Origin of the sequence: Ornithinibacillus scapharcae TW25, from assembly GCF_000190475.1 — a bacterium.
Taxonomy (GTDB): domain Bacteria; phylum Bacillota; class Bacilli; order Bacillales; family Amphibacillaceae; genus Ornithinibacillus; species Ornithinibacillus scapharcae.
This window is the reverse complement of record NZ_AEWH01000006.1, coordinates 76,727-101,822: the sequence shown is the minus strand read 5'-3', so window position 1 is coordinate 101,822 and position 25,096 is coordinate 76,727. Positions and strand designations below refer to the sequence as shown.

Below are 25,096 nucleotides of genomic sequence, written 5' to 3'. Positions count from 1 at the left end.
GAAGGAAGGATATGATTTTTCTGATATTTTTAGCAAAAAAAATACAGCTATCTGGAAGTAGCTGTTAGAGAGTTGTATCTCTTGTGACTAAGGTATAGAATTAGGAGGAATACATGTATCTTATCTTGCAGGATGGTCACATTCTTCGCAAATATTGATATAGCAGTCTGCTTGTTCTAAAATGTCTTGACCACATTTTTGACACTTTTTCTTTGGAAGATTTCGAAAAAACTCAAGCACATTCAGCATAACGAAGTTCCTCCTTTAGCTTAGTAGTTTCATTGTAATATAACAGTATGCAAACAGTCAACGCTGTGTTACAACAAAAATAATGTAGAGGTGATTCATATGAAAATAACAGTAATAGGTTATTGGGGAGGATATCCCGCCCCTGATAGTGCAACATCAGCATATTTATTAGAAAAGGATGATTTCACTTTACTAATAGATGCCGGTAGTGGTTCACTTTCCAAACTTCAAAAATACAAAAATGTCCTGGATGTTGATGCTGTAATCCTATCGCATTATCATCATGATCATGTTGCCGATATTGGTGTGCTTCAATATGCATGGCTAGTGCAATCTTATGTGATAGGGAATAAAGAAGTTTTACCAATTTATGCGCATACAGACGATATGGATGGATTTAATAAGTTGACACATGATTTCACGGAAGGTGTAGCATATGATCCGACTCAAACATTAACGGTTGGTCCATTTTCGATTACTTTCCAAAAGACCAAGCACCCAGTGCCATGCTATGGCATGCGAATTACCGATGGGCAGAGTGTCATCGTATATACGGCAGATACTAGTTATCAAGAAGATTGGATAGCCTTTAGTAAGGATGCTGATTTATTAATCACCGATTGCAACTTCTATGCGAATCAAGATGGTTCAGGTGCTGGACACATGACAAGCAAAGAAGGTGGACATATCGCTAGTGAGGCAAATGTGAAAGAATTAATACTAAGTCATCTACCACAGTACGGTAATCGTGAGGATTTAATTCAGCAAGCAAGTGAAGTTTTTAATGGCAAAATTCGTCTGGCTGAAGAAGGATTGTCATGGGAAAAATAAGGTCTTTTCTTTGCTTACCTATCTATTTTTCGATAAACTAATATCTGGAAAAAAACTGTATCTATTAGGAGGGGAAAGCTGTGAAATTTATTGATAATCAAGGCATTACTGACCCAACGATTAACTTAGCAATTGAGGAATATATCCTGCAAAACTTTGGTGAGAAGGATACATACTTATTATTCTATATCAATAAGCCTTCCATCATTATTGGAAGAAATCAGAATACAATTGAAGAAATTAATACAAATTATGTTGAAGAAAACAATATTAAAGTAGTTCGCCGTCTTTCTGGTGGTGGAGCGGTATATCATGACGAACAAAATCTAAACTTCAGTTTTATTACGAAGGACGATGGAGAAAGTTTCCATAACTTCGCGAAATTTTTAAAGCCAGTAATTGAAGTTCTGAATGAGCTTGGAGTTCCAGCAGAGCTTCAAGGTAGAAATGATGTTGTAGTAGAGGGAAGAAAAATCTCTGGTAATGCCATGTTCTCAACAAAAGGACGTATGTTCAGCCATGGTACATTAATGCTTGATTCTGAAATCGATAATGTTGTAAAAGCCCTTAAAGTAAAAAAAGAGAAGATTGAGTCAAAAGGGATTAAATCTATTCGTAGTCGTGTCGCTAATATCTCCGAGTTCCTGGATGAGAAAATTTCTATGGAGGAATTTAAAGAGCGTATATTGAAACATGTATTTCAGGTTGATGATGTGAAGGATGTTCCTCGTTATGAATTAACTGAAGAAGACTGGAAGAACATTCATAAGATTTCTGAGGAACGTTATCAACAGTGGGAATGGAATTATGGTAAATCACCGGCATTTAATGTACAAGCATCTCATAAATTCCCATCTGGATTATTAGATGTACGTTTTGATGTGAAAAAAGGTATTATTGAGAACTGTAAGATTTATGGAGATTTCTTTGGTTTAGGGGATATCCATGACCTTGAGAATAAATTAGTTGGTGTACGTCATGAAAAACAAGCAATCGAAAAAGCACTTGATGACATTGATGTCGCACATTATCTAGGAAAAATTACAAAAGAAGACTTTATTGGTCTGTTATATTAAAAACATCTGCCCACAATCATTTTGTGGGCTTTTTCATTCATGTTATCAATGCGTTATTCAGCCTTCTCCGGCATTCGCCTTAATTCTTCATGAAAAAAGTATGAAAAAAATGGGATTTATGCATAATAATATAATATCGGTTCATGAAGGAGGAATTTTGCATGAAAAAACAAGAAGGAAATCCGGAATTAGAAACCTTTACTATATTAAATCCCAACTTTGTACTACCATCGGAAGTATATTCATCGGAATCGAAACTCGAAAAGCAATTATCTGAAGGAAATATTTCCAAAAATGATGAAGTCAAAGATTGATAAAGAGAAAATATCTTGATTTGTTGAATTTTAATCGTTTTATCTATTATTTTGTTGATACTTTTGATACATTATTTCATAAGCCATACCCTTTCATGGATAGTGGAAAGGATGAACATTAACATGTTTATAGAAGATTTATATTCTCCATTACATGAAATTACCCCGTTAACGCTAGCTATTGTATCAAAAGAGGATGATGATGGAAATGTTCAAACTTATGTTCTGGAAGAGGAAGCGGAATATATGGTAGAACACTCCCCGAGTAAATTAATTGACCATGCTTGTCGTTTTTTTGGGTCGAGTCTCAAGGGCAGACAAGAGGGTACGAGGGATATTTGTGGGATTACCCACAAAGCCCCAATATCGATTGACCCTTCAAGTGGCATGTATTTCTTTCCTACCTCTTCCCCCTCTAATGTAACCTGCTCCTGGATAGCACATACCCATATTAATCATGTGAATCGTACAGATGAACGCGCTACAGAAATTGTGTTTAAAAGCGGGAAAAAGATTACAATTGATGCCTCTTATGGATCAATTATGAATCAGATTCACCGTACAGCACAATTCAGGTATCTATTAGATAATCGGATTAAGCATTTGCAACAGCGAAAGGTTGTTCTTGAGCCAAAGCATTCAACATAATCTCTTGGACAATTTCTTCTACCTTTTTTCGAATAGCGGGGTTAAAGTAATTTCTCTTTTCTTCTTTTCCTTTACTAATAAAGAGATAGGAAGAAAAGGAGTCGTTTTTATTAATTAGCATGACACGTAATTTTTTATTCTCCATTTTTGAACGTAATTGTCTACGCTCACTAAGTGCATTTGCATTCATCTTTTCTAAGAGCTGTATATATGGTTCTTTTATTTTAAAAGCACCCTTTTGGATGTGCTGAATATCTTGTTGAATGACGACGATTGCCATTGAAAGAAAAAGAAAGCGTGTAGCAATTCTCAATTCTTCATCTGTTAAATAGCGCATGTAAGTTACCCCTCCAATTAGGAACATTTGTTCTCATTATACGCCAAAGTAAATAAAAAATACACTATTTGTTTAAAAAAATATAGAAAATGAAAGGGTATAGGCGATACTACCTTTAGAATACTAGGTTATTCCATGTATAGGTATTTGGTACTTTGGTTAAAACTTTTCATAATGCATAAATTCCTTTAAAATAAAATTAATACATAAAGGGCTTGGATGGGGAGACTTATTGAATGAATCTTTTTAGTATCATAACAGATTGGAAAACCGCTATTCAGAATGACAATTTAGACGAATATATAATGGAACTATTGCAAGATTATGAGAGTTTAGGACCGTTACCTGGAATACTACTACCATTTATCGAGGCATTTCTACCATTTTTACCGTTAGTTGTATTTGTTATGGGAAATGCCGCAGCATACGGCTTACTGGAAGGATTTTTATTATCATGGGCAGGCTCTAGCTTAGGAGCAATACTAGTATTTTTAATTGTTCGGAACCTTGGTGACAAAAGAATCTTTGTAAAGATACGTAAAAACAATCAAGTAAAAAGAGTTACTAGTTGGTTGGAGAGGCATGGATTCGGTCCATTATTTCTACTGATGTGTTTTCCATTTTCTCCATCAGCCGTAATAAATGTTGTTGCTGGTCTGTCTAACATTAACATTTATCAATTTATTTTAGCAGTGTTACTTGGAAAATCCGTCATGATATTTTCCATTGCTTATGTAGGATCCAGCATTGCATCATTTGCACAAAATCCTACAAAAACTATTGTTGTCGGTGTATGTATTATTTTATTCTGGGTATTAGGAAAATTCATTGAAACGAAATTACATCAAAAATCAAAGCAAAAAGAAGAAATCTCTGACTCAGAGGGAGTAAAATAAAAACCAAAACTTCTGTCTTGTACAAGTCTTAGTCAGTAAGTTTTTTTCATTACTGGAGAGTTAAGTAAGGAGGAAGTTAAAGTGGGACTCCGTTTTATATTAGGTAGAGCTGGAACAGAAAAGAGCAATATAGCATTTGAGGAGATTAAAGAGAAGTCATTAGCAAACCCTCAAGGGCCACCGATATTTTATATCGTTCCAGATCAAATGACATTTGAACAAGAATATACACTATTTCGTGATAAGGAATTCCAAGGGAGTAGTCGTACACAAGTGACAAGTTTTTCACGGCTTGCTTGGCTTATTTTACAGGAAACAGGTGGTGCAACAAGACAGTTTATTAGTTCGGTAGGGATACAAATGATGCTACGTAAAATCATCGAGGAAAAAGAGGGTGATTGGCATGTATTCCAAAAGGCGGTGGAAAAACAAGGTTTCTTAAGTCAACTTGAAAAAATCATAACGGAATTTAAGCGGTATGAAATTACACCGGATACCTTATTAACTCAGAAATATCAAATTAACCAATATGCCCACAAGGAGCCAGGTGAAGTAGCATTAGTAAATAAGTTGGAAGACTTGCATTATATATATGAAAAACTAGGACAAGCTTTAGCAAACCAATATATTGATGGGGAGGACCAACTAAGTTTATTAGCAGAAAAAATTGGTGAGGCGAAGTCATTAGAAGGAGCAGAGATTTATTTTGATGGCTTCCACAGATTTACACCAAAGGAACTAGTTGTCGTAGAGACGTTGCTGAAGAAGTGTGAGCGAATCACGGTAACCTTAACAACAGAGGAGGATGTGGATCACGCCATTTTATCTGATATGGACTTGTTTTATCAAACTAAGGAGACATATCAGGTTTTAAAAGAGATCGCAAATGTTAATGGAATTACAATAGAGGATAGTATTGTATTACATGCTAACGATGGTGTGTTTCGAGATAAACCTTATTTTGCCCATTTAGAGCGTAACTTTGATGTGCGTCCTGCACCGCGATTTGAGGGGGAGGCACCGATTCGAATCGCAGAGGCAGTACATCCACGGGCAGAGATTGAAGGGGTTGCTCAAGAGATTGTTCGTCTGGTAAGAGAAGAGAATTACCGCTATCGTGATATCGCCGTATTAATTCGTCAAACAGAGAAATATCAAGATATTATTGGTACTATTTTTGAGGATTATAATATACCAGTATTTATTGATGAAAAGCGTACGATGCTGAATCATTCTCTCATTGAATTTATTCGTTCTGCCTTAGAGGTAGTGGATACAAATTGGCGGTATGATGCGGTGTTTCGCATGCTGAAGACCGGTTTTATTCCAGAGACAGATGATGAATATCCGCTGACAAGTGATGCAATAGACGAACTGGAAAACTATGTAATTGAATATGGTATCCGTTCTCGGAAGCAGTGGATGAGTGAAGAGGACTGGATTTTTCAACGTTTCCGTGGTTTTGATAGAGGAGCACAAACTGATGCAGAGAAGGAAATGCAAACAAGGATTAATCGTTTCCGAAGACAGGTTATTCATTCACTAGGAGCATTTGATGCGAAAATCCGTTCGGCAGTAACTATTCGGGAGCTTTGCATTAATCTATTTACATTACTGGAGGAAATAGCAGTTCCTGCCAAACTGGAGGAAATGCGTACTATTTTTGATGAAAATGGTCAACTTTCCAAAGGGCGAGAACAAGAACAGGTTTGGAATGCCATCATCCACCTAATGGATGAAATGGTAGAGATGGCTGGAGAAGAGGAAATGTCACTTTCAACTTTTCGTGTCACACTTGATGCTGGATTTGAAACATTAAAGTTCTCACATGTTCCACCTAGTATCGATCATGTCATTGTTGGTACAATTGACCGCTCACGTATTAGTGGAATTAAATGTTCATTTTTAGTAGGGGTGAATGAAGGGATTTGGCCATTAAAACCGCCAGCTGATGGAATGATTAATGAAACAGAGCGGGAAATGTTGGCAGCGAGTGGCATGAAGCTAGCAGACACAAGTAAAAGACAGTTATTAGATGATTGGTTTTATATGTACTTAGCCTTTTCATCTGCTTCAGACTATCTATGGATTAGTTATCCGCTTAGTGATGAAGAAGGAAAATCCAAAATGCCATCACAACTAATAAAAAGACTGGAAGATATGTTCCCATCTTGTAGGGAGCACGTTCTACTACAAGACCCAGATGAATTATATGAAGCAGACCGTTTTATTACATCACCGGTAAAGACAAGATCAGCCTTAACGGCTCAGTTAGCTAGGAGTATAAAAGGGTACCCTGTAATGCCTGTTTGGTGGAATGTGTTAAATTGGTATGTGAAAAATCACGAAAAATACGGTACGACCTATACCATTTTACAAAGTCTGTTCTATGAGAATACGCCTTCAGATATGGAAGAGGAGACAGTGGAACAACTGTACCCGAAACAATTAACAGCAAGTGTTTCGAGGTTAGAAACGTACTTTAGTTGTTCTTATCAGCATTTTGCTAAATATAGTTTAGGGTTGGATGAGCGAAGAACTTATAAATTAGATGCGCCAGATATTGGTAACCTTTTCCATGAGGCATTAAAGATTATTACGGAATGGATACAGGAGGAAGGAAAGGATTTTGCTCATTTAACAAAGAAGGATGCAAATGATTATGCCCAGAGAGCTGTAACGAGTCTTGCGCCAATATTACAGCATCAGATTCTTCATAGCACCAATCGATATCAATACATCCAGCAAAAGCTACAACATGTTATTGCTCGCGCGGCATATGTGTTAAGTGAGCAAGCAAGATTGAGTAAGTTTTCACCAGTCGGCTTAGAGCTTGGATTTGGTACAAAAGGGGATAAGCTTAAGCCAGTATCCTTACAACTGCCAAATGGATATGAAATTAAGCTACGAGGTAGAATTGATAGAGTGGATAAGGCATTAGACCAAGAGGATTTATACTTGCGAATTATTGATTATAAATCAAGCTCAAGAGGTCTAGATATGGTTGATGTCTATTATGGAATCGCCATGCAGATGCTTACGTATTTGGATGTCGTATTATCACAATCGGAACAATGGCTTGGAAAGAAAGCGACACCAGCAGGCGTACTATATTTCCATGTTCATAATCCAATGATTTCTGGTAACGCCCAAATGTCAGATGAGGAATTAGAAAATGAGTTATTTAAAAGTTATAAAATGAAGGGTCTATTGATAAATAATGAACGCGTGGTGCAAATGATGGACACTTCACTGGAGTCGGGACATAGTGAAATTATCCCTGTACAAATCAAAAAAGATGGTAGTTTTTCCAGTAAGAATTCCAAGGTTGCAGGGAAAGAAACCTTCTCCATCCTTCAAGGGCATATCCATCGTTTAATGTATCAAGCGGGGATTGATATTACTGGGGGACAGGTACACTTAAATCCATATCAGCGAAAGCAAAAAGTGGCCTGTACGTATTGTCCATTTTTATCGGTATGTCAATTTGATTCTTCTCTAGAAACGAATGACTTTAGGAGATTGACTGAAATGAAAGAGGAAGAAGTATTAGAAAAACTAAGCACGAAGGAGGGAGATATCAATGGTTAGATGGACGAAGGAACAAGAGGCGGCAATCTATACAGAGGGTAGTGACGTGTTAGTTGCTGCTGCTGCTGGTTCTGGTAAAACAGCAGTACTTGTAGAACGAATTATCCAAAAGCTACTAAAGACAGAAAATCCCGTTGATATTGATTCCCTTCTAGTCGTAACGTTTACAAATGCAGCGGCACAGGAAATGCGAAATCGTGTCGGCTTAGCTTTAGAAAAAGCACTGGAACAGGATCCGACCTCCAATCATTTAAAAAAGCAATTATCGCTACTACAACGTGCTTCGATATCGACCTTACATTCATTCTGTCTCGATATTGTGAAGCAGTATGCTTACCTAATTGATATTGATCCAGGCTTCCGAATTGCAAATGATATGGAAGCCGATCTCATGCAGCAGGATGTCTTAGAGGATTTATTCGAAGATTGGTATGGCAGAGAAGGGAAAGACCAAGAAAAATTCTTCCAAGTGGTGGATAGATTCTCTGGTGACCGTAACGATGTTGATGTAGAGAAATTAGTCTTAGCGCTTTATAACTTTGCTGTCCAGAATCCATGGCCACACAAATGGTTAGATGATTTGGCTGCAGTATATGAAGTGCCTGAAGAATGGACAGAAGAAGATTTAACCTGGTTAGAGATAATTAAACGAGAAGTACGCGATAAGTTTAGTGGTCTGGAACAGGAAATGAATTTAGCTCTGAGAATAGCAAGAGAAAGTGATGGGCCATATCACTATATCGATACAATTGAAGCAGATATAGAGCTATTAAATAATGCAATATTGAAGCTTGAAACCTGGGATGAATTACAACAGTTTATGATCACTAGTAAGTTTACTGACCTATCGAGAAAAAGACCAGATATTAACAAGGATAAGAAAGAAAGAGTTCAGAAATTACGCGGTACGTATAAAAAGCGCTGGGAAAAGATGGCTAATAATTGGTTTAATAGAAATCTATCTGCCCATGTAGAGGACATGAGAGAACTAGCAACGGTTGTAAAAGCATTAACGGAAATCGTGAAAGACTTTATTGATCGCTTTACCATAGCGAAGCGAGAAAAGGCAGTAGTCGACTTTTCGGATTTAGAGCATTTATGTTTGCAATTACTACTGGATGAAACCTCGACAATCGAAGAACCAAAGCCGTCAAACGTAGCAAGAAATTTGCAGAAGCAGTTTAGTGAGTTATTAGTTGATGAATATCAGGATACCAATTTAGTACAAGAAACTATATTAACATTGATAAGTGACCAGGTTGGTCCTGGGAACATGTTTATGGTGGGAGATGTAAAGCAAAGTATTTATCGTTTTAGACACGCTGAACCATCTCTATTTATTGAAAAGTACAAACGATTTGCCTTAGATGATAACCCAGGGATAAGGATTGATTTAGCTAGTAATTTTAGAAGCCGAGAGCTTGTGTTAATAGGAGCGAACTATATCTTTAGACAAATTCTTGATGAGAATCTGGGAGAAATTAACTACGATAGCGATGCAGAACTAATCTATGCCAATAAAATGTATGATTCCTTACCATTAACTGAACCAAATCCAGAATTAATCATTATTGATAGACAGCAACCTGAAGCAAAAACCAGTATCGACGATGATGAGGCATCAGGGAATGAGGAAGATTATCGTGATTTAGAGAATGCACAGCTTGAGGCTAGGGCATATGCCATGAAAATAAAACAATGGATTGGTACAGAGGACAAAGCCCCCCTTCAAGTAGTGGACAAGGCTACCGAGTCTTTAAGAGATGTACAATACCGTGATATTGTCATTTTACTTCGTTCCATGACATGGGCTCCAACTATTGTTGATGAGTTGAAGAAGCAAGGAATACCAGTTTATGCGGAGTTGTCGACAGGTTATTTTGAAGCAATTGAAGTAAAAATTATGTTGAATTTGTTGAAGGTTATTGATAATCCTAGACAGGACATTCCACTAGCGTCTGTATTGAAGTCACCAATTGTGGGCTTGAATGAGAATGAGTTAGCAAAAATTAGACTGGCTGATAATAGAAACACGTATTATGATGCAGTCGAAAAATATCGTAAACAAAACAGCGATGCATTAACAACCAAATTAAATTGGTTTACCGAGCTGCTGGAACGATTCCGCCTTGCATCTAGACAGGGTGCATTATCAGATTTAATTTGGCAAATTTATCGGGAAACAGGATATTTTGACTTTGTTGGTGGGATGCCAGGTGGTCGTCAGCGACAGGCTAACCTTAGAGCTCTTTATGATCGTGCTAGAGGCTATGAAACTACTTCATTCAGAGGTTTATTCCGCTTTCTGCGTTTCATTGAGAGAATGGAGGAAAAAGGCGATGATTTAGGTGCAGCGAGAGCCTTGAGCGAGCAAGAAGATGTTGTTCGCATTATGACAATCCATAAAAGTAAAGGGTTAGAATTTCCTGTTGTTATTGTTGGAGCAATGGATAAGCAATTTAATATGATGGATCTACGACAAAATTATTTACTTCATAAGGACCTAGGTTTTGCTACCAAATATATTGATCCAGTGAAGCGAATTACGTATCCAACGTTGTTCTACCATGCGATAACGGAAGAAAAGCGAAGAGAGCTGCTTGCAGAAGAGATGCGGGTACTCTATGTAGCATTAACACGGGCCAGAGAAAAACTAGTGATGGTTGGTAATGTAGCCTCCTTTGTCGATAAACGAGATAAATGGGAATCTATTTTAGAGCATTCCGAATGGATATTACCAGCTCATTTCAGAATTGGTTCGAAGTCCTATTTAGACTGGGTTGGACCAGCGTTGATTCGCCATTCCCATACAGAAGCATTACGAACTGGAGAAATACATGATGCTATATTAGAAGAGATTCGGATTGATCCTTCTAAATGGGATATTACGATATTGCATGGTAGTGAGTTAACCAATTTAGATGAAGATTCTATTGAGGAAGATTTACTACTTAAAGAGAGGATTAAGGAATGGGAACCGGTTGCTATAGAAGAGTCATTATTAGATTCCTTTGTGGATGAAAGACTATCCTTCCAATATCCATTTGAAGAAGCGGCTTATTCTCGAGCGAAACAAAGTGTAACAGAGATAAAGCGTCAGCGTGAAATAAAAGATGAATATAGTGCTACTCAGTTAGTTCAGCCATTTAAGACGCCGATAGCAAAGAAGCCAATTTTTATGCAAAAAGAAAAGACACTTTCCGCAGCTGAGAAAGGTACAGCAATGCACACGGTGATGCAGCATCTTCCATTTGAGAGAAAGATGTTTAGGAAAGAGATTGAAGAATATATTGAAGGATTGGTAATACGTGAGATTTTACGAAGACAAGAAGCAGATTCCGTTGACATAGAGGCGGTAGAGAAGTTCTTTGATACAGACATTGCTGAATTAATGATGGAGGCAGAAAAGCTCTATCGTGAGGTTCCATTTAGTATTACGTTACCTGCTAGTCAGGTATATGCAAATTGGGATAGTGAGATAGAGGAACAGGTACTAGTCCAGGGGGTTTTTGATGCGGTAATCCCTGCTAAAAATGGATGGATTATACTGGATTATAAAACAGATCATATTACAGGTGAAGTGGATGATGATGTTATTTCAAAACTAGTGAACCGATATCGTGTTCAGTTAGATCTCTATCGTCATGCACTTGAGGCCATCTGGAATGCTCCTGTTGAGGAAACCTATCTTTATTTCTTTTCGAAACAACTGTTAGTAAAAGTACCAAATTAATTAGAAGTATAATAATCCGTCGCCTGTAGCTTGGCGACGGATTTTTTCATGTTGGTGAAAGTTAAGCGTTAGCGGTTTGATTTTGATCATTTACATCTGGATCGAGAGGATTGATTAGGTTTGCCCCGGTATTCGTATTAATAAAATCACCTGTATTCAATGAACCTGAACCAGTAACGGTTTTCGCTGTGCTCTTTGGGGACAAATAGAATGAATCTCCAAAATTGACCACACCGCCTCCGATACTATTTATTTTAATTGGGCCGACGATTGATGGCATGGAAAACACCTACTAAATAAGAGTTTACTTTAAAATATGTGAGTTCTTGTGATTCTGTGTGTATGAGTGAATTATTATTCTATGAAACAAACAATCTGACGATTATTTTAACCCCCTACAGAGTCATCAAGTAAAATCCGAAAATGCTTTAATCTAGTTTCTGCATTTATTTTGTTTAGTCCGCCAACTTGGAAAAGAGAGGACTGACTAACATCGGATATAGATACAGAATTAACCTGAATTCCATTATGATGATTAGAGTTCATTTCTACCGGTAAATCTAAGTGAACCCAATGAGTTTGTCTTTGAAATAAAGAATATTCAGAAAAATGGAAGTCGTAATTTTCATTCCATGAATTACCTTCACGTTGTACAGCGATTGCCTTAAATTTGGGATTAAAATGTACCGAATCTCCAATGTTACAAATAGAACTAAAGGCAATTGTATTGATTTCACTTTGCGAGAGTTGTACCATTCGATTCCGCATGATTTACCTCAATAAGGAGCTAACGGTACGATATTTCCTAAGACATAGGATTCTGGTGGAGTATCAAAAAATGAAGATAGTTTCATTTCTTCATTATCTCCAATTAGAAAGACAGAGGAAGAGGCAACTGTATCTATGGTGACATCTCCAACACAGAGCCCCCAGTTATGGACTTCTATATTCATAATCATTCTCCTTTTTCCTCAGATTTTTCCATAAAACGTTGTAAGGAATGGTAGATTTCTTTTTTTACATGGTCTAGAATAAAGCTTTCTAGCTGGATTCCATCTGTAATATGGTGTTTTTCTTTCGCTTCTTTTTCATAGTATGCTATTCTATCAGGAACCTGACTTAATATATCGTGAATAATGTCACCTTCTAGTTTTTTAGGTATGGTCATATTATTTTTTTCGGATAAGTTACGAATGATTTCTGGTCCTTGTTCATTAATAAAATGATTAATTGGTGGAACGAGCTTTTGTTTCAGTTCGTTTTGGACTTGTTTATGCTGAAATTTCGGAATACCTAGGTCGTCGATGTTTGCTAATTCATTAGGGGAAAGTCCGATATGCAACGTACCATCCAAACGTTCGATTTTTAATTGATCGAAGTGGTATTCAATCTTATCGATGGAAGGGCTACTGGTATGTTGAAGTTTCATCTCGAGCTGGTTAACTTTTTCTTCTAGTAATCGTATTTGTTCACTCTGTTTATAGGTGATTTGCTGTAGTTCGTAGATGTGATTACGCCACTCATACATATTCATCGTCTAATCCCCTTTACATCCGGTCTAGGCTAATAACTATGAATATTGTATGCTAAAGTTTTATTTCTGTGCTAGAGGGGTGTAAGTTGTACAATAGGGGACTGTTGTCCTTGCGGAGTAGCTTCCTCTGCGGGTTCTGAGAACCCCCCAGTATTATAAATTTCGGAATATGCCCCAATAGCCCCTGTACTTCCTATCTGTAATACAGAGGAATTGGTTATAGATCCTACCTTTAATAGATTGATATGAATGGATTGATGAACCGTAATATTCATTATAATCTCTCCAGTATTAGGATATTGGCTGATCGATGTTGTCTTTATCATAGACATAGATATTAGAGTTGTCTAGATTCACATGAATCCCGTCTCCAGAATTAAAAGATCCACCACCAGCATATGTTTTTGCAGTGCTCTCTGGATTCATCGAATAGACATCTCCTATATTAAAAATGCTGGATGATGAGATACTATTTATTTTTACTGCTCCTACTTTTGCTGGCATCTGAATCCTCCTCTTAGTTAGTTTATGATATGGTTAGAAATTGTTGAAAGGGGATATCGTGAGTAAAGGAAAAAACAGGATACAAAAAAGATGCCGCATCACATGCGGCATCTTAATCTCAGCCTTTTAGAACTTCTTTGATATGATCAATCGCCCAATCAAGATCATCTTTGGTAATGATTAATGGAGGTGCAAAGCGAATAACATTTTCATGTGTTTCTTTACATAATAAGCCCTTTTCTTTTAAGGCCTCACAGTATGGGCGTGCAGATTCAGTTAATTCCACCCCAATGAATAATCCTTTACCACGAACTTCTTTAATCTTTGGATTATCAATACTTCTTAATTCTTGCATCATGTATTCTCCAAGTTCTAATGAACGAGCAGCTAAGTCTTCATCTTCCAGTACTTCTAGTGCCGCAATGGAAACCGCACAAGCCAGTGGATTACCACCGAAAGTGGAACCGTGTGAGCCTGGATTAAAGACACCTAGAATATCCTGATTGGCAACCACACAGGAAATCGGCATTACACCGCCACCAAGTGCTTTTCCAAGAATAAGCATATCTGGTTCAACTTCTTCCCAATCACATGCAAACATCTTGCCAGTACGAGCAAGACCTGCTTGTATTTCATCAGCGATATATAGAACATTGTTTTCTTTACATACGTCATAAGCCTCTTTTAGGAAACCTTCTGGAGGTATAACAATGCCAGCTTCACCTTGAATTGGCTCAAATAAAAATCCAGCAGTGTTTTCGTTTATTGCAGCTTTTAGTGCTTCAATGTCACCATAAGGGATTAGCTTAATTCCCGGAAGCATTGGGCCGAATCCACGCTTATATTCTGCTTCAGAAGATAAAGAAACAGCGAGCATTGTACGACCGTGGAAGTTTCCTTCACATGCAATAATCTCTGCTTGGTTCTCAGGCACACCTTTTACTTCGTATGCCCAACGACGTGCAGCTTTAACAGCCGTCTCGACAGCCTCTGCACCGGTATTCATTGGTAGGGCCATATCTTTATTTGTCAGTTTACAAATTTTTTCATACCACGGACCTAACTGGTCATTATGGAATGCACGAGAAGTAAGGGTTACTCTTCCAGCCTGCTCAACTAGAGCATCGATGATTTTTGGGTGGCGATGACCTTGGTTAACAGCAGAGTAAGCACTTAGCATATCCATATAGCGATTGCCTTCTGGATCCTCCACCCAAACACCTTCAGCCTTTGCAACCACAACTGGTAGTGGATGATAGTTTTTCGCACCATATGTATCCGTTTGACTTATAATCGTTTCACTAATATTTGTCATGATATCCCTCCTATATAAGCAAATGTAACATAATTCGCTCCATTATTAAATAAAAATTAATATGTACGATCATGTATAATAATTTACTAGGATAGGAGGGAGCAAACTTCATTCTGCAAAGGCGGTCATCACGGAATGTTAATTGAACTTATTGGACATCTATAGGGAGTTAGTCTTACTGAATGAAGTTTCACTTTATTGTCAATAATTTTTTGTAGGACAGAACAAGCTTACATGATATGATAAAATGGAAACACTTTGGTCTATAAAATGAGAATACTAACTTAGGAGGAAAAAGATGAATACACATCTACATATTACGGCTTGGGCATTAGCTTTAATTTTATTCATCGTCGCTATCATTCTACATAAGCAAGGAAAACAAAAAGGTGCGAAGATTGTACAAATGGTTCTTCGTTTGGATTACCTGTTAATTCTTTATTCCGGTGGGGATTTAATCGCGAACTACTTCGGTGGTGATAGCCCGATGATGGTTGAAGCAATTATTAAGGGAATTGCTGGAGTTTGGGTAATCGCTGCGATGGAAATGACTTTAGGAAAAATTAAAGACAATGATTCCGCTAAAGCTGGTTGGATTCAATTAATTATTGCATTAGCCATTACGATTGCATTAGGATTCTTCCGTTTACCAGGTGGACTTTTACCGTAAGGGCAATGAGAGCCGTTCCAATCAATTGTGGAATGGCTTTTCTTTTGGCTCAGAGGCGAAGTGGAAATTTTCTCTCCTAAACTTTTACGTGGATTCACGGTATATTATGAAGGATTTTTAACAATTTAGATGTTTTCGTTGACGAATGGAAAGAAAGAATAATAAGGTAAGAAAGGAATGTTACTTGGCTGTTGTCATCGTTATGTAGTTGGAAGAGATTCGACCTACCAAACTGGTAAAATATGCTGGAGGAAAAATAGATGAAAAAACTTACTCTCATTCTTATAGCGGTATTGATATTGCTTCATACATATCCAGCTGTAAGCTTTGCACAAAATAGCTCCATACAGGAAGAGATTTTTTATGACATACTAGTAGACCGTTTTAATAATGGTAACCAGGCATTTAGTGAACAAGTACGAGTTGATGATCCACTTGCCTATCATGGTGGTGACTTGGAAGGAATTAAATTAAAACTCGATGACTTGAAGGAATTAGGTTTTACGGCGATTTCCTTATCACCTATCATGGAAAACTCGGAGAATGGTTACCATGGTTATTGGGTAGAGGATTTTTATACAGTTGAAGAGCAATTTGGAACAATGGAAGATTTACAGTTGTTAGTTCAAGAGGCTCATAAACGGGATATGAAAGTCGTGCTAGAATTAGTTGTGAATTATGTATCGAATACAAACCCTATTGTAAGTGACCCAGAAAAGAAAGATTGGATTATAGAGGATTCGAGCGTGGAAACGTATGATGAACCGTGGCTTGAGAATGTATCTATCTTAAATCAGGAGAATACCGAAGTTCAAGAGATGTTAATTGATATGGCGAAGTATTGGTTAGAAGAAGGTAATTTGGATGGACTAAAGATCCATGCTGCTGATCAAGCTTCTCCAGAGTTTCTAACTACATTGACGCGTGAGATAAAGGAAGAAAAATCAGAAGTTTATGTAATCGCGGATACATTGTCTAATGAAGCACCAAAAGAGCTATTTAATATCGATACGATTGATATTGTGGAAAATTCTATTCTTTCGCAAACGATTGTCGATGTATTGGCAGAAGTGGATAAGCCAATTTCTGAGATATATGAAAAATGGGATGAAATCGAGAACAAAAATGGTTTAATCTACCTAGATAATAAAACAATGGATCGCTTCACACAGGTTGCTGCCATCAATAAACGTGATGATGTTAATACATGGATGCTTGGATTAACATACTTATTAACTACTCCAGGTGTTCCATCTGTGTTTCAAGGCTCTGATGTCCCTATGTACGGTTCAGGGATAGAACAAGTGCATCAATTAGTAAACTTTAATAGTGGTGATCCTGAGCTTGAAGAGGTTTTTTCTAAGGCACTTGCTTTACGAACGCAATTCCCCGCACTCCAATATGGTGACTTTGAGCTTGTTGGTTCTGATGAAGGGATGAGCGTTTTTAAACGTAGTTATGAAGATCAAACGGTGTATATTGCGATTAATAATGATAGTGTTTCCAGAACGGTATCCCTAATGGATATAGAACCTGGTATTCAATTAAGGGGCTTGTTAGGTGACAATCTAGCCCGTCAATTAGATAATGGTGAGTACCGAATTGGTCTTGCAAGAGAAACGGCAGACGTCTATATTATTGAAGAGGATTCAGGTGTTAATTGGGGATTTGTTGCTCCTATTATAATCGTCCTGTTACTATTTATTGTAGGTGTTGTCTACCTAACAAGAAAGCAGAAAAAAACGAGAAGCTAATAAGTAACAAAAAAAGTAGCATTAGTCTTATAAACTAGTGCTATTTTTTTGGTTGTAACTATTTGGAAAATTAGTTACAATTGATGGGATTGATTGGGAGATGGGGAGGGATTTGTTTGGGATTTCGTCTATTCTTATTTTTATTAACAAGTATTGCGATATGTTTTGCTGCCTTTGTAGTTAGTATGGTTACGCTGTTTTTAGGTATATATAAGTTTTATATTCCTTTCATTATAATTGTAACAATTGGCATTCTTTTCTTCGTTTTTAATCATTATTTTAACATCGTAAAAGGTAAGGCACTGCGCCGAAGCGCTATCACATTTATTTCGGCTGCAATCTTAACCATTATGGTATATGAAAGTATACATTTATATGACAAAGCGATCCCAACATTAGCAAATGACAGTGTAGATTTATACGAGTATCAGCCATTCGGTGAACCAACGAAGGCTGTAAGTCTTGACGATCCTGCAACCTTTAAGATAGATGGAGAACTTCCAAAGATTGATGGAGCTACAGCCTTATATCCAATTTACGCTGCTTTTGTTCAAGCTACATATCCAGAGAAGCAATATGACGTATATGAAAGTGAAGTAATCTCTACTCGAACTCCATATGCATATGAAAACCTAATAAATGGGAAGGTAGATATGATATTTGCTTTAGGTCCTTCAGAGGCACAACTGAAGAAAGCTGAAAATAGGGGAGTAGAGTTAAAGCTAACCCCAATTGGAAAAGAAGCATTTGTATTCTTTGTCAATGCGAAAAACGAAGTCAGTGGATTAACACTTGATGAAATCAAGAAAATTTATTCAGGAGAAATAACGAACTGGGGAGACGTAGGGGGAGCCAACGATTCCATTCGTGCTTTTCAACGACCAGCAGATAGTGGAAGCCAAACAACGTTGGAACAATTAATGGCGGATACACCAATTATGACCCCACCAACAGAGGATATAATAAGTTTAATGGGCGGAATTATTGAAGAAACGGCAAATTATAAAAATTATAAGAATGCAATTGGATACACATTTCGCTTTTATTCCAATGAAATGGCTAAGAACGATTCTATTCGGCATTTAGCAATAGATGGAATTGCCCCAACATTAGAAACCATTAGAAATGGAGAATACCCTATTACAGAGACCTTTTATGTGGTAACAGCAGGTAGTGAGAACCCTAATATAGAACCATTTATCGAATGGATTCTTTCAAGTCAGGGGCAATCTATTATTGAAAAGACGGGATATGTGCCAATCGGTTCAGATTTATGATAATTTAAGTGAGAAAGTGATTGGAGTGGATAATGTGTACGAATTAAAAACAAAGGAAAATGAAAGTAATGTTATCGAGTTTATCGAAACAGTTGATAGTCCAAAGAAAAAAGAGGACGCTTATCGGTTGCTAGATATCTTTACAGAGACGACTGGATATCCTGCAAAGATGTGGGGCACCAGTATTATTGGTTTTGGCTCCTATCATTATAAGTATGCCTCCGGGCATGAGGGGGATGCACCACTAGTCGGGTTTTCTCCGAGAAAGGCAAAAATAAGTCTATATTTTGCAACGGGTGATCCAGAACGAGAAGAGATTTTGCAAAACTTTGGTAAATACACAACAGGAAAAGCATGTGTATATATTAATAAAATTGCTGATATCGATGTAGAAGTTTTAAAGAAAATGATAAATCAATCCATAAAGTTTTTAAAAGAAACCTATCCAGATGGAATAGAATAAGAGGAAAGATGGCTATCGGAGATGATAGTCATTTTTTTGTAAAGTAAACTATTATCATGTGAACCTATATTAAAAAAGAAAAAAGCCCAAAAAGGACTCTGAACTAAACGTATTCATGAGCTGAAGTAGCTCCTTGTTGATGAAGAAAGTTGTACACATCACGGTAAAACCTAATATCTATTTGACCAGCAATGTATTTTTGTTGGTAGTAATCTAAGAGGTCGTTTAGTGTTTTGGGTACTTCATTTCGATCCGTTTCATAATCAGAAATTAATTCATTTATTAGCATGGAAATCCCCCTCTTGTAAGGTTGCTCGGACAACTTTTATTATCAATATATGATTAAGAAGGAGATTTCATGTTGATATTTGCTAATTTTGTGAAAGGTTAATTTAAAGTATTAGAGGAATCCTAATAAAAGGAGAATGTTCACAGAACATTCTCCTACTTTCCCTAATATTCAAATGATAATTCAGGAAATTCTACACTGGTTAACAGTTGCTTTTTATTCCAATCATAAGCTTTCATCTGATCCCAAGAGAATGTATAAATAGTGTCATCTACTGAGATTAATCTTTTTATTTCAGATGTCCACTCTGGATATTCCTCAAATTCTCCCTGATGAGTAATGGTGTCTCTAAGTTTAATTCCATTTTCAGGAGAAATCTCGTAAAGTAATGCCCCCTCAAATATCACATGGTATTCTTCATACGTTATATTATCTTTCCGTACTGTTTTATTTTCAGATAGAACAACAGGGAATCCAAATAGGTTTTCGGTCGGATGTTGGAATAATACTTTGTGATTATGAAGAAGCTCGGAATAAGAACCACCTTGCCCAATGATTTCACTGAATTTTTCTTTTGGTTTTGTTGGGTCACTGACATCAAATACGGATATCTTTATTCCGTCAGTTCTAACGAGGGGTTCTTTCATACCATCTTCTTTCACAAGTTCTGTATGCTGACCAAAGCCAATTACATGATTTTCATCAAGTGGGTGTAGATAATTACTAAAGCCTGGTATCTTTAATTCGCCAAGCACCGTAGGCTTTTTAGGATCCTTTAGATCAATCACAAACAATGGATCTACTTCCTTGAACGTTACCATATAAGCAACATCCTCCATAAAGCGTACACTGTAGATTCGTTCACCTTCTGCAAGCCCTTCGATTGATCCTAGAGGTTGTAAATCATTATCGAACGTATAAAGATTGTTTGTCGATAATGCTTCATCATCCCATGTATTCCCTTTTGTAGTTGCAACTCGGAATGTGTTATTCCTTTCATCCATAGCGAATTGATTTAACAGTGTTCCGTCAACTATTGTGGAAGCATTATAGGTTAATTTGCCCTTATTTATTCGGAACTGGGTAATTTCCGTATTAACTTCTTGTGGGTGCCATATGCCGATTTTTGCTTGGTCTGTTGTTTCAGACTCTGTTTTAGAAGACTCGACATTTTTATATTGGTCGATAGCCACATAGAGGTTGTGATGAGACATATAAATTTGATTAGAAGCTCCGAGATAAGTCTCAACATTTGCTTCTTTTTTCATATTATTTAAATCGAGTGATGTTAAAATGAGAAATTGCTCTTCTTTACTTTCTGGGAAGAAGTACATATCTTCAAATTCAACAGGTATACTTTCATCACTTACGGTAGTGTCCATCTTAAACGGTCTTATATCAACATCCTTTTGTATGTCAGTAAGGATATGATAGGGCGGATGCTCATTTGCAATAAGATAAAGGTACCCATCTAAAAGCCGGGATGTATTATAGTAACCATCAATACTAACCTCACGAACTTGGTGTGGTTCGTTAGGTTTTGATATATCGTATACAAGTATCGTAGTTTGGTTATGATAGATTGGCTCAGGAATACCCACTTTGTCATCTGGCCGTTTATCACGGAGTGGTTCTGATTTATTGCCGATAGCTATTAACAAGTTTTTAAAAAGGTATAGCTCCTGCGGATAATAATTCTTTACGTTGATTTTGCTAAGCACTTTACTCTTTTCTTTTTCAGTTGAAGCAATTAGAATATCACTATCTCTAACAAAGTAAACGGCCTTGCCATCTGATTTAATAATGTCAGCTTCATCGATACCTTGGACTTGCACGTTAGTCGTAGAACTTCCAGGGCTACCACTAGTAGAGGCTTTAGACTCCGCCCCCCCAGCACTATCTGCAGATTCTTCGACAACCTCGTTCATCGAAACCATTTCATTCCTATTTTCATTCATTCTTTCTTTTAATAATTGAACGAGCTGTTTTTGATTTTTGATAGTAGGTAAATCTGCAACCGCTGTAAAACGATGTTTAAATGCCTTTGATAACGCTTTACCGCTAGCTGTTCTCACATGATCAGAAAAGGAGATCTCATATTGCTCGTCTATAGAATATCCATCCTTTGGTGCGTGTATCGTTAGAACTGTAAAGGAATCATTCCACTCCAATTCTAGAGGGACCTGTTCTCCATTCTTATTGGCTACCACTACCGTTTTTTCTGTAAATGTTTTTGGATCCATGGGTTCTGAAAAGTGAATATTCCAATCCTTAAAGACCGGAACAAAGCTCGTTTCAGAAGGTATTTCTGCAGTTATTTTGTTTGAGAAGCCTAACACAATAATCATCCAAACTCCTATTATTCCTATAATACTAATTAACCCAATCCTTTTAACCATTCTTTTCACCCCTAGGAATTATTATCCTTTATGAGTAAGACGCGACCAGATTAAGATATGTTTCAGAACGGATATATTTCTTAATAAAGATTGGTTAGTTATTTTAAGACAAAAAAATAACCCAATTGGGTTATTTTAGTAAAAAGATTTATTTAAGAAAAATAATGCGATTGTGCCTGGGCCAGCATGAGCACCGATTGCTGAACCAACGTATTCAATTACAACTTCTTTTACACCAAATTTCTCTTTGATCATTTCTGCTAGCTTCTCGGCGCGTTCTAAATCGTCACCGTGACTAATACCAACTACTTGGTTTTCTAAATTGCCGCCACGCTCTTCCATAATTTCAAGGATACGACCTAGTAATTTTTTTGTTCCTCGCATTTTTTCGAGTGGGATTAATTTACCATCCTCCACATGAAGGATAGGCTTAATATTTAGTAATGAGCCAACGAAGGCTGCTGTTTTACTAACGCGCCCACCACGTTTAAGATACTCCAAATCATCAACGGTGAAGATATGTTCCATATGTAATGCACGTTTTTCGGCGTCGTCGATTATTTCTTCCATGCTTTTTCCTTCTTGAGCCATTTTGGCTGCGTTTAAAACCACTAAGCCATATCCGATAGAAGCACATTTTGTATCCATTACATGGATGTCGGCTTCAGGATACTCTTCTTTTACCTCTTGTTCCATCATTTTAGCTGTTTGATATGTGCCGGAAAGCTCGGAAGAAAACGCTAAATATACTAATGGTTGTTTAGACTTTGCATACTCGGTAAAAATAGATTTAAACGCTTGAGGAGGAACCTGCGAAGTTTTAGGACTTTTACCATTTCTCATTGCATCAAAAACGTTTTTAGGTGTAATATTTATCCCGTCTTCATAATCCTTATCATCTAAATGTACAGTTAAGGATACCATTTCCATGTTATATTCTGAGAAGTACTCTTTAGTTAAATCACTTGCTGAATCTGCCATAATTTTTACACTCACACGTGTCACCTTCAATCCTATGAAATAATTATATTATTTTTAGTTTATAGCTATAATGGGATATAGTCAAAGTAATTGCTAAAAAAAGGAGACTGTTATGTTTTTAATCGAAGCGAAACGAATTCTAGTCGTTATCATAGGTTCTTTATTAAATGCACTCTCACTTAATTTGTTTTTAGAGAGCGCTAATGTTTATGCAAGTGGTTTTACTGGCTCTGCTCAATTGATTTCAAGTGTTTTTAATGATTTTATAGGAATTGGTGTTTCCACTGGTATTCTATTATTCCTATTAAATATACCAGTATTTATTTTAGGATGGTTTAAGGTAGGGAAAGGTTTTACCATCTACAGTATTGTATCGGTAATTTTTTCATCGATTTTTCTACAATTTTTACCAATAGTAGAACTTTCAGAAGACATTATCTTAAATGCGGTGTTTGGTGGTTTAGTGGCTGGTATTGGTGTAGGAATGACATTAAAGGTAGGGGCATCTACAGGTGGTATGGATATTGTAGCCATGGTATTATCACGTATGAACGATAAGCCAATCGGTTTTTATTTCATTACCCTTAATGCAATTATTATTGCTTTAGCTGGAATTCTTTATGAACCAGAAAATGCTTTGTATACGATGGTTGCACTCTATGTAACTACTCGAGTAATAGACGCTATTCATACGAGATACAATAAGCTTACAGCTATGATTGTTACGAAAAAAGCGAAAGAATTACAAACGGCCATACATAACACAATGGTGCGTGGGATTACGATCTTACCGGCTGTTGGTGCATATACCAATCAAGAAAAACACATGCTTTATTTAGTTATTACACGTTATGAGTTGTATGATTTAGAAAAGATTATTAAAGAGATTGATCCAGAGGCTTTCACGAATATTGTACAAACAACCGGGATATACGGTTTCTTTCGAAAAGAATAAGGGGAATGATGGATATGAGAAAGGTTTTATTTATATTATGTATAGTGTTCTTTCTTACGGCTTGCGGAAATGATACAGATGAGAGACAAGAGTCTAAAGCTAATACAAATTCAGACGTTTATGCGAATTTCCAAAATATCGATATTGAAATTAAGGATAATCAAGCACTAGTTACTGGTGAAGTTGATGTATGGGATGATACGTTCTTTTACCAGGTGGAACAAAATGAGAATATCCTGTTAGAGGAACAACAAGTAGAGGTAGAAGGTAAATGGGGAGAATTTAACCTAACTATTGAACTTCCAGAAGAACTAGAAGAAGTACTCATTGTTAAAATGTATACAAAAGGAAAAGATGGTAGCATTATAAATCCAAATTATATTCCAATTGATGTGAACTAAAAACACAACAGGAGAGCAATAAAAGATCCTTGCTTATGAAAAAGAGGATGGGGGAATAAACCTCATCCTCTTTTTCATATGGAACTATGTGTCAATAACCGTGTTTTTCGAACACTTCTTTTACACGAGGTGTAACATCGTCCCATTCGGCATCAAAACTCTTGTTAATCGTAATGAAGTTTTGATAACCAAAGACATTATCAACACCCTCTAATTGTAATAGATCATTCATAATTTCATGTTCGCTCGTATCTCCAGGTTTTACTGAAATACTGTTTGTTCCTTCAAAAATAATCTTATCAGTAGTGAATTTTATTGCATTTGGATTTGGTGTAGCTTCTGCTCGCACTCCCATTTTACTTAAACCTCCCAAATCTTCATTTACATCTATCTTAGCAGAAAGGAACAGATAAAAAAGAAAATAGGTGCTCCAGAATGGAACACCTATTAATAAGCTTGTTTCATCAGTAATCCCGTTTCATCCAAAGAATGAACTAGCTATTACCATCACAAGCTAACGTAATCTTTTAGAGACTAGCTCAGCGTATTTTGATCTAATTGTTGCTGTAATTGCTGTAATTGCTGTTTTTCTTCAGGAGTTGCATCATTCATCGCAGCTTGAATAGCATTATGAGCTGCTTGCTTGTCCTGCTCAGATGCTCCACCAGCAAGATTATTCGTAAACTTTGTCACGGCATCTTTAGCTTGTTGTAATAAATTGTTCTGCATTTAAAATCCTCCTACTGTATGGTTATCTGCTTCCTCGCTTTTTCGTTCCGCTTCTGTGAAGTTAGAACGATACGGAAACTTTTCCGCATGTTTCTTTACAGCATCTGCGCTTTGTTGACTAAACCTTCTCGATTTACTCCCTTTGCCCAA

At 36.8% G+C, this 25,096-nt stretch carries 28 protein-coding genes; 13 read left to right on the top strand and 15 right to left on the bottom strand.

Translation table 11 applies throughout. The features are described 5' to 3' along the window. Positions 1–120: 120 nt before the first annotated feature. On the bottom strand, positions 121–249 hold the full coding sequence (yhfH, locus tag G5W_RS23075; protein ID WP_010093682.1) for a protein YhfH: 129 nt from the start codon (positions 247–249) through the stop codon (positions 121–123). A gap of 99 nt (positions 250–348) precedes the next feature. Between yhfH and G5W_RS0101760 the strand changes: the two genes are divergently transcribed. The 4 genes from G5W_RS0101760 (at position 349) to G5W_RS0101745 (ending at position 3,118) form a co-directional block, all read left to right on the top strand. Beyond that, the gene (locus G5W_RS0101760) at positions 349–1,080 is read left to right on the top strand and encodes an MBL fold metallo-hydrolase (RefSeq protein ID WP_010093681.1); all 732 of its coding nucleotides are present in this window, start codon (positions 349–351) and stop codon (positions 1,078–1,080) included. Between the two features lie 80 nt (positions 1,081–1,160). Continuing rightward, positions 1,161–2,156: a lipoate--protein ligase gene (locus G5W_RS0101755; RefSeq protein WP_010093680.1), complete on the top strand. Its 996-nt coding sequence runs from the start codon at positions 1,161–1,163 to the stop codon at positions 2,154–2,156. Between the two features lie 161 nt (positions 2,157–2,317). After that, positions 2,318–2,470: a hypothetical protein gene (locus G5W_RS23665; RefSeq protein WP_010093678.1), complete on the top strand. Its 153-nt coding sequence runs from the start codon at positions 2,318–2,320 to the stop codon at positions 2,468–2,470. 123 nt (positions 2,471–2,593) lie between these two features. Continuing rightward, positions 2,594–3,118 carry a competence protein ComK gene (locus G5W_RS0101745; protein ID WP_033445528.1) on the top strand — a complete coding sequence of 175 codons (525 nt, stop codon included), beginning with the start codon at positions 2,594–2,596 and terminating at the stop codon, positions 3,116–3,118. Here the strand turns inward: G5W_RS0101745 and G5W_RS0101740 are convergent. After that, positions 3,066–3,455, bottom strand: a complete 390-nt coding sequence (locus tag G5W_RS0101740) for a YhjD family protein (RefSeq protein ID WP_010093674.1) — start codon at positions 3,453–3,455, stop codon at positions 3,066–3,068. The genes G5W_RS0101745 and G5W_RS0101740 overlap by 53 nt on opposite strands. 236 nt (positions 3,456–3,691) lie before the next feature. Between G5W_RS0101740 and G5W_RS0101735 the strand changes: the two genes are divergently transcribed. The 3 genes from G5W_RS0101735 to addA all read left to right on the top strand — a co-directional run bounded on the left by G5W_RS0101735 (position 3,692) and on the right by addA (position 11,675). After that, complete coding sequence (locus G5W_RS0101735) at positions 3,692–4,351, top strand: TVP38/TMEM64 family protein (protein ID WP_010093672.1); 660 nt, start codon at positions 3,692–3,694, stop codon at positions 4,349–4,351. A gap of 81 nt (positions 4,352–4,432) precedes the next feature. Beyond that, positions 4,433–7,942, top strand: coding sequence for a helicase-exonuclease AddAB subunit AddB (gene addB, locus G5W_RS0101730; protein ID WP_010093670.1), 3,510 nt, complete (start codon positions 4,433–4,435; stop codon positions 7,940–7,942). Next, positions 7,935–11,675, top strand: coding sequence for a helicase-exonuclease AddAB subunit AddA (gene addA, locus G5W_RS0101725; RefSeq protein WP_010093668.1), 3,741 nt, complete (start codon positions 7,935–7,937; stop codon positions 11,673–11,675). Before addB ends, addA begins: the two co-directional genes overlap by 8 nt. A 61-nt stretch (positions 11,676–11,736) precedes the next feature. Here addA and G5W_RS0101720 read toward each other — a convergent pair whose 3' ends face one another. From G5W_RS0101720 to G5W_RS0101690, 7 genes are all read right to left on the bottom strand, one after another. Then, complete coding sequence (locus G5W_RS0101720) at positions 11,737–11,955, bottom strand: spore germination protein (RefSeq protein ID WP_010093666.1); 219 nt, start codon at positions 11,953–11,955, stop codon at positions 11,737–11,739. 107 nt (positions 11,956–12,062) lie between these two features. Beyond that, a complete protein-coding gene (locus G5W_RS0101715; RefSeq protein WP_010093664.1) occupies positions 12,063–12,443 on the bottom strand; it encodes a spore germination protein GerPE in 381 nt (126 codons plus the stop codon). Between the two features lie 8 nt (positions 12,444–12,451). Next, a complete protein-coding gene (locus tag G5W_RS0101710) occupies positions 12,452–12,628 on the bottom strand; it encodes a hypothetical protein (protein WP_029190967.1) in 177 nt (58 codons plus the stop codon). A 2-nt stretch (positions 12,629–12,630) separates the two neighbouring features. Further along, complete coding sequence (gene gerPC, locus G5W_RS20215) at positions 12,631–13,209, bottom strand: spore germination protein GerPC (protein ID WP_010093660.1); 579 nt, start codon at positions 13,207–13,209, stop codon at positions 12,631–12,633. 71 nt (positions 13,210–13,280) lie between these two features. Beyond that, positions 13,281–13,484: a spore germination protein GerPB gene (locus tag G5W_RS0101700; protein ID WP_010093659.1), complete on the bottom strand. Its 204-nt coding sequence runs from the start codon at positions 13,482–13,484 to the stop codon at positions 13,281–13,283. A 16-nt stretch (positions 13,485–13,500) separates the two neighbouring features. Then, the gene (locus tag G5W_RS0101695) at positions 13,501–13,713 is read right to left on the bottom strand and encodes a spore germination protein (protein WP_010093654.1); all 213 of its coding nucleotides are present in this window, start codon (positions 13,711–13,713) and stop codon (positions 13,501–13,503) included. 118 nt (positions 13,714–13,831) lie between these two features. Next, positions 13,832–15,028, bottom strand: coding sequence for an ornithine--oxo-acid transaminase (locus G5W_RS0101690; protein ID WP_010093652.1), 1,197 nt, complete (start codon positions 15,026–15,028; stop codon positions 13,832–13,834). Positions 15,029–15,326: 298 nt separating this feature from the next. Between G5W_RS0101690 and G5W_RS0101685 the strand changes: the two genes are divergently transcribed. From G5W_RS0101685 to G5W_RS0101670, 4 genes are all read left to right on the top strand, one after another. Further along, positions 15,327–15,698 (top strand): YisL family protein, encoded by a 372-nt coding sequence (locus tag G5W_RS0101685; protein ID WP_010093650.1) that lies wholly within the window; start codon positions 15,327–15,329, stop codon positions 15,696–15,698. Positions 15,699–15,958: 260 nt separating this feature from the next. After that, on the top strand, positions 15,959–17,452 hold the full coding sequence (locus G5W_RS0101680) for an alpha-amylase family glycosyl hydrolase (protein WP_010093648.1): 1,494 nt from the start codon (positions 15,959–15,961) through the stop codon (positions 17,450–17,452). Positions 17,453–17,568: 116 nt separating this feature from the next. Then, positions 17,569–18,729, top strand: a complete 1,161-nt coding sequence (locus G5W_RS0101675) for a PstS family phosphate ABC transporter substrate-binding protein (protein ID WP_010093647.1) — start codon at positions 17,569–17,571, stop codon at positions 18,727–18,729. Between the two features lie 34 nt (positions 18,730–18,763). Next, entirely contained in the window at positions 18,764–19,192 is a 429-nt protein-coding gene (locus tag G5W_RS0101670) for a DUF1801 domain-containing protein (protein ID WP_010093646.1), read from the top strand. A gap of 103 nt (positions 19,193–19,295) precedes the next feature. Here the strand turns inward: G5W_RS0101670 and yppF are convergent, their stop codons facing one another. The 3 genes from yppF to G5W_RS0101655 all read right to left on the bottom strand — a co-directional run bounded on the left by yppF (position 19,296) and on the right by G5W_RS0101655 (position 22,876). Then, positions 19,296–19,481 (bottom strand): YppF family protein, encoded by a 186-nt coding sequence (gene yppF, locus G5W_RS0101665; protein WP_010093645.1) that lies wholly within the window; start codon positions 19,479–19,481, stop codon positions 19,296–19,298. A 164-nt stretch (positions 19,482–19,645) separates the two neighbouring features. Then, a complete protein-coding gene (locus tag G5W_RS20210; protein ID WP_010093644.1) occupies positions 19,646–21,880 on the bottom strand; it encodes a beta-propeller domain-containing protein in 2,235 nt (744 codons plus the stop codon). 135 nt (positions 21,881–22,015) lie between these two features. Continuing rightward, positions 22,016–22,876 carry a DegV family protein gene (locus G5W_RS0101655; RefSeq protein WP_010093643.1) on the bottom strand — a complete coding sequence of 287 codons (861 nt, stop codon included), beginning with the start codon at positions 22,874–22,876 and terminating at the stop codon, positions 22,016–22,018. 97 nt (positions 22,877–22,973) lie between these two features. Between G5W_RS0101655 and G5W_RS0101650 the strand changes: the two genes are divergently transcribed. Further along, positions 22,974–23,816 carry a YitT family protein gene (locus G5W_RS0101650; protein WP_010093642.1) on the top strand — a complete coding sequence of 281 codons (843 nt, stop codon included), beginning with the start codon at positions 22,974–22,976 and terminating at the stop codon, positions 23,814–23,816. A gap of 14 nt (positions 23,817–23,830) precedes the next feature. Then, positions 23,831–24,217 carry a membrane lipoprotein lipid attachment site-containing protein gene (locus G5W_RS0101645; protein ID WP_010093639.1) on the top strand — a complete coding sequence of 129 codons (387 nt, stop codon included), beginning with the start codon at positions 23,831–23,833 and terminating at the stop codon, positions 24,215–24,217. Between the two features lie 91 nt (positions 24,218–24,308). On the opposite strand, the gene G5W_RS0101640 is transcribed toward G5W_RS0101645, so the two are convergent. From G5W_RS0101640 to G5W_RS23925, 3 genes are all read right to left on the bottom strand, one after another. After that, entirely contained in the window at positions 24,309–24,572 is a 264-nt protein-coding gene (locus G5W_RS0101640) for a NifU N-terminal domain-containing protein (RefSeq protein WP_010093636.1), read from the bottom strand. Between the two features lie 179 nt (positions 24,573–24,751). Continuing rightward, entirely contained in the window at positions 24,752–24,946 is a 195-nt protein-coding gene (locus tag G5W_RS0101635) for a DUF3813 family protein (RefSeq protein ID WP_010093633.1), read from the bottom strand. Next, positions 24,947–25,096: a hypothetical protein gene (locus tag G5W_RS23925; protein ID WP_010093632.1), complete on the bottom strand. Its 150-nt coding sequence runs from the start codon at positions 25,094–25,096 to the stop codon at positions 24,947–24,949.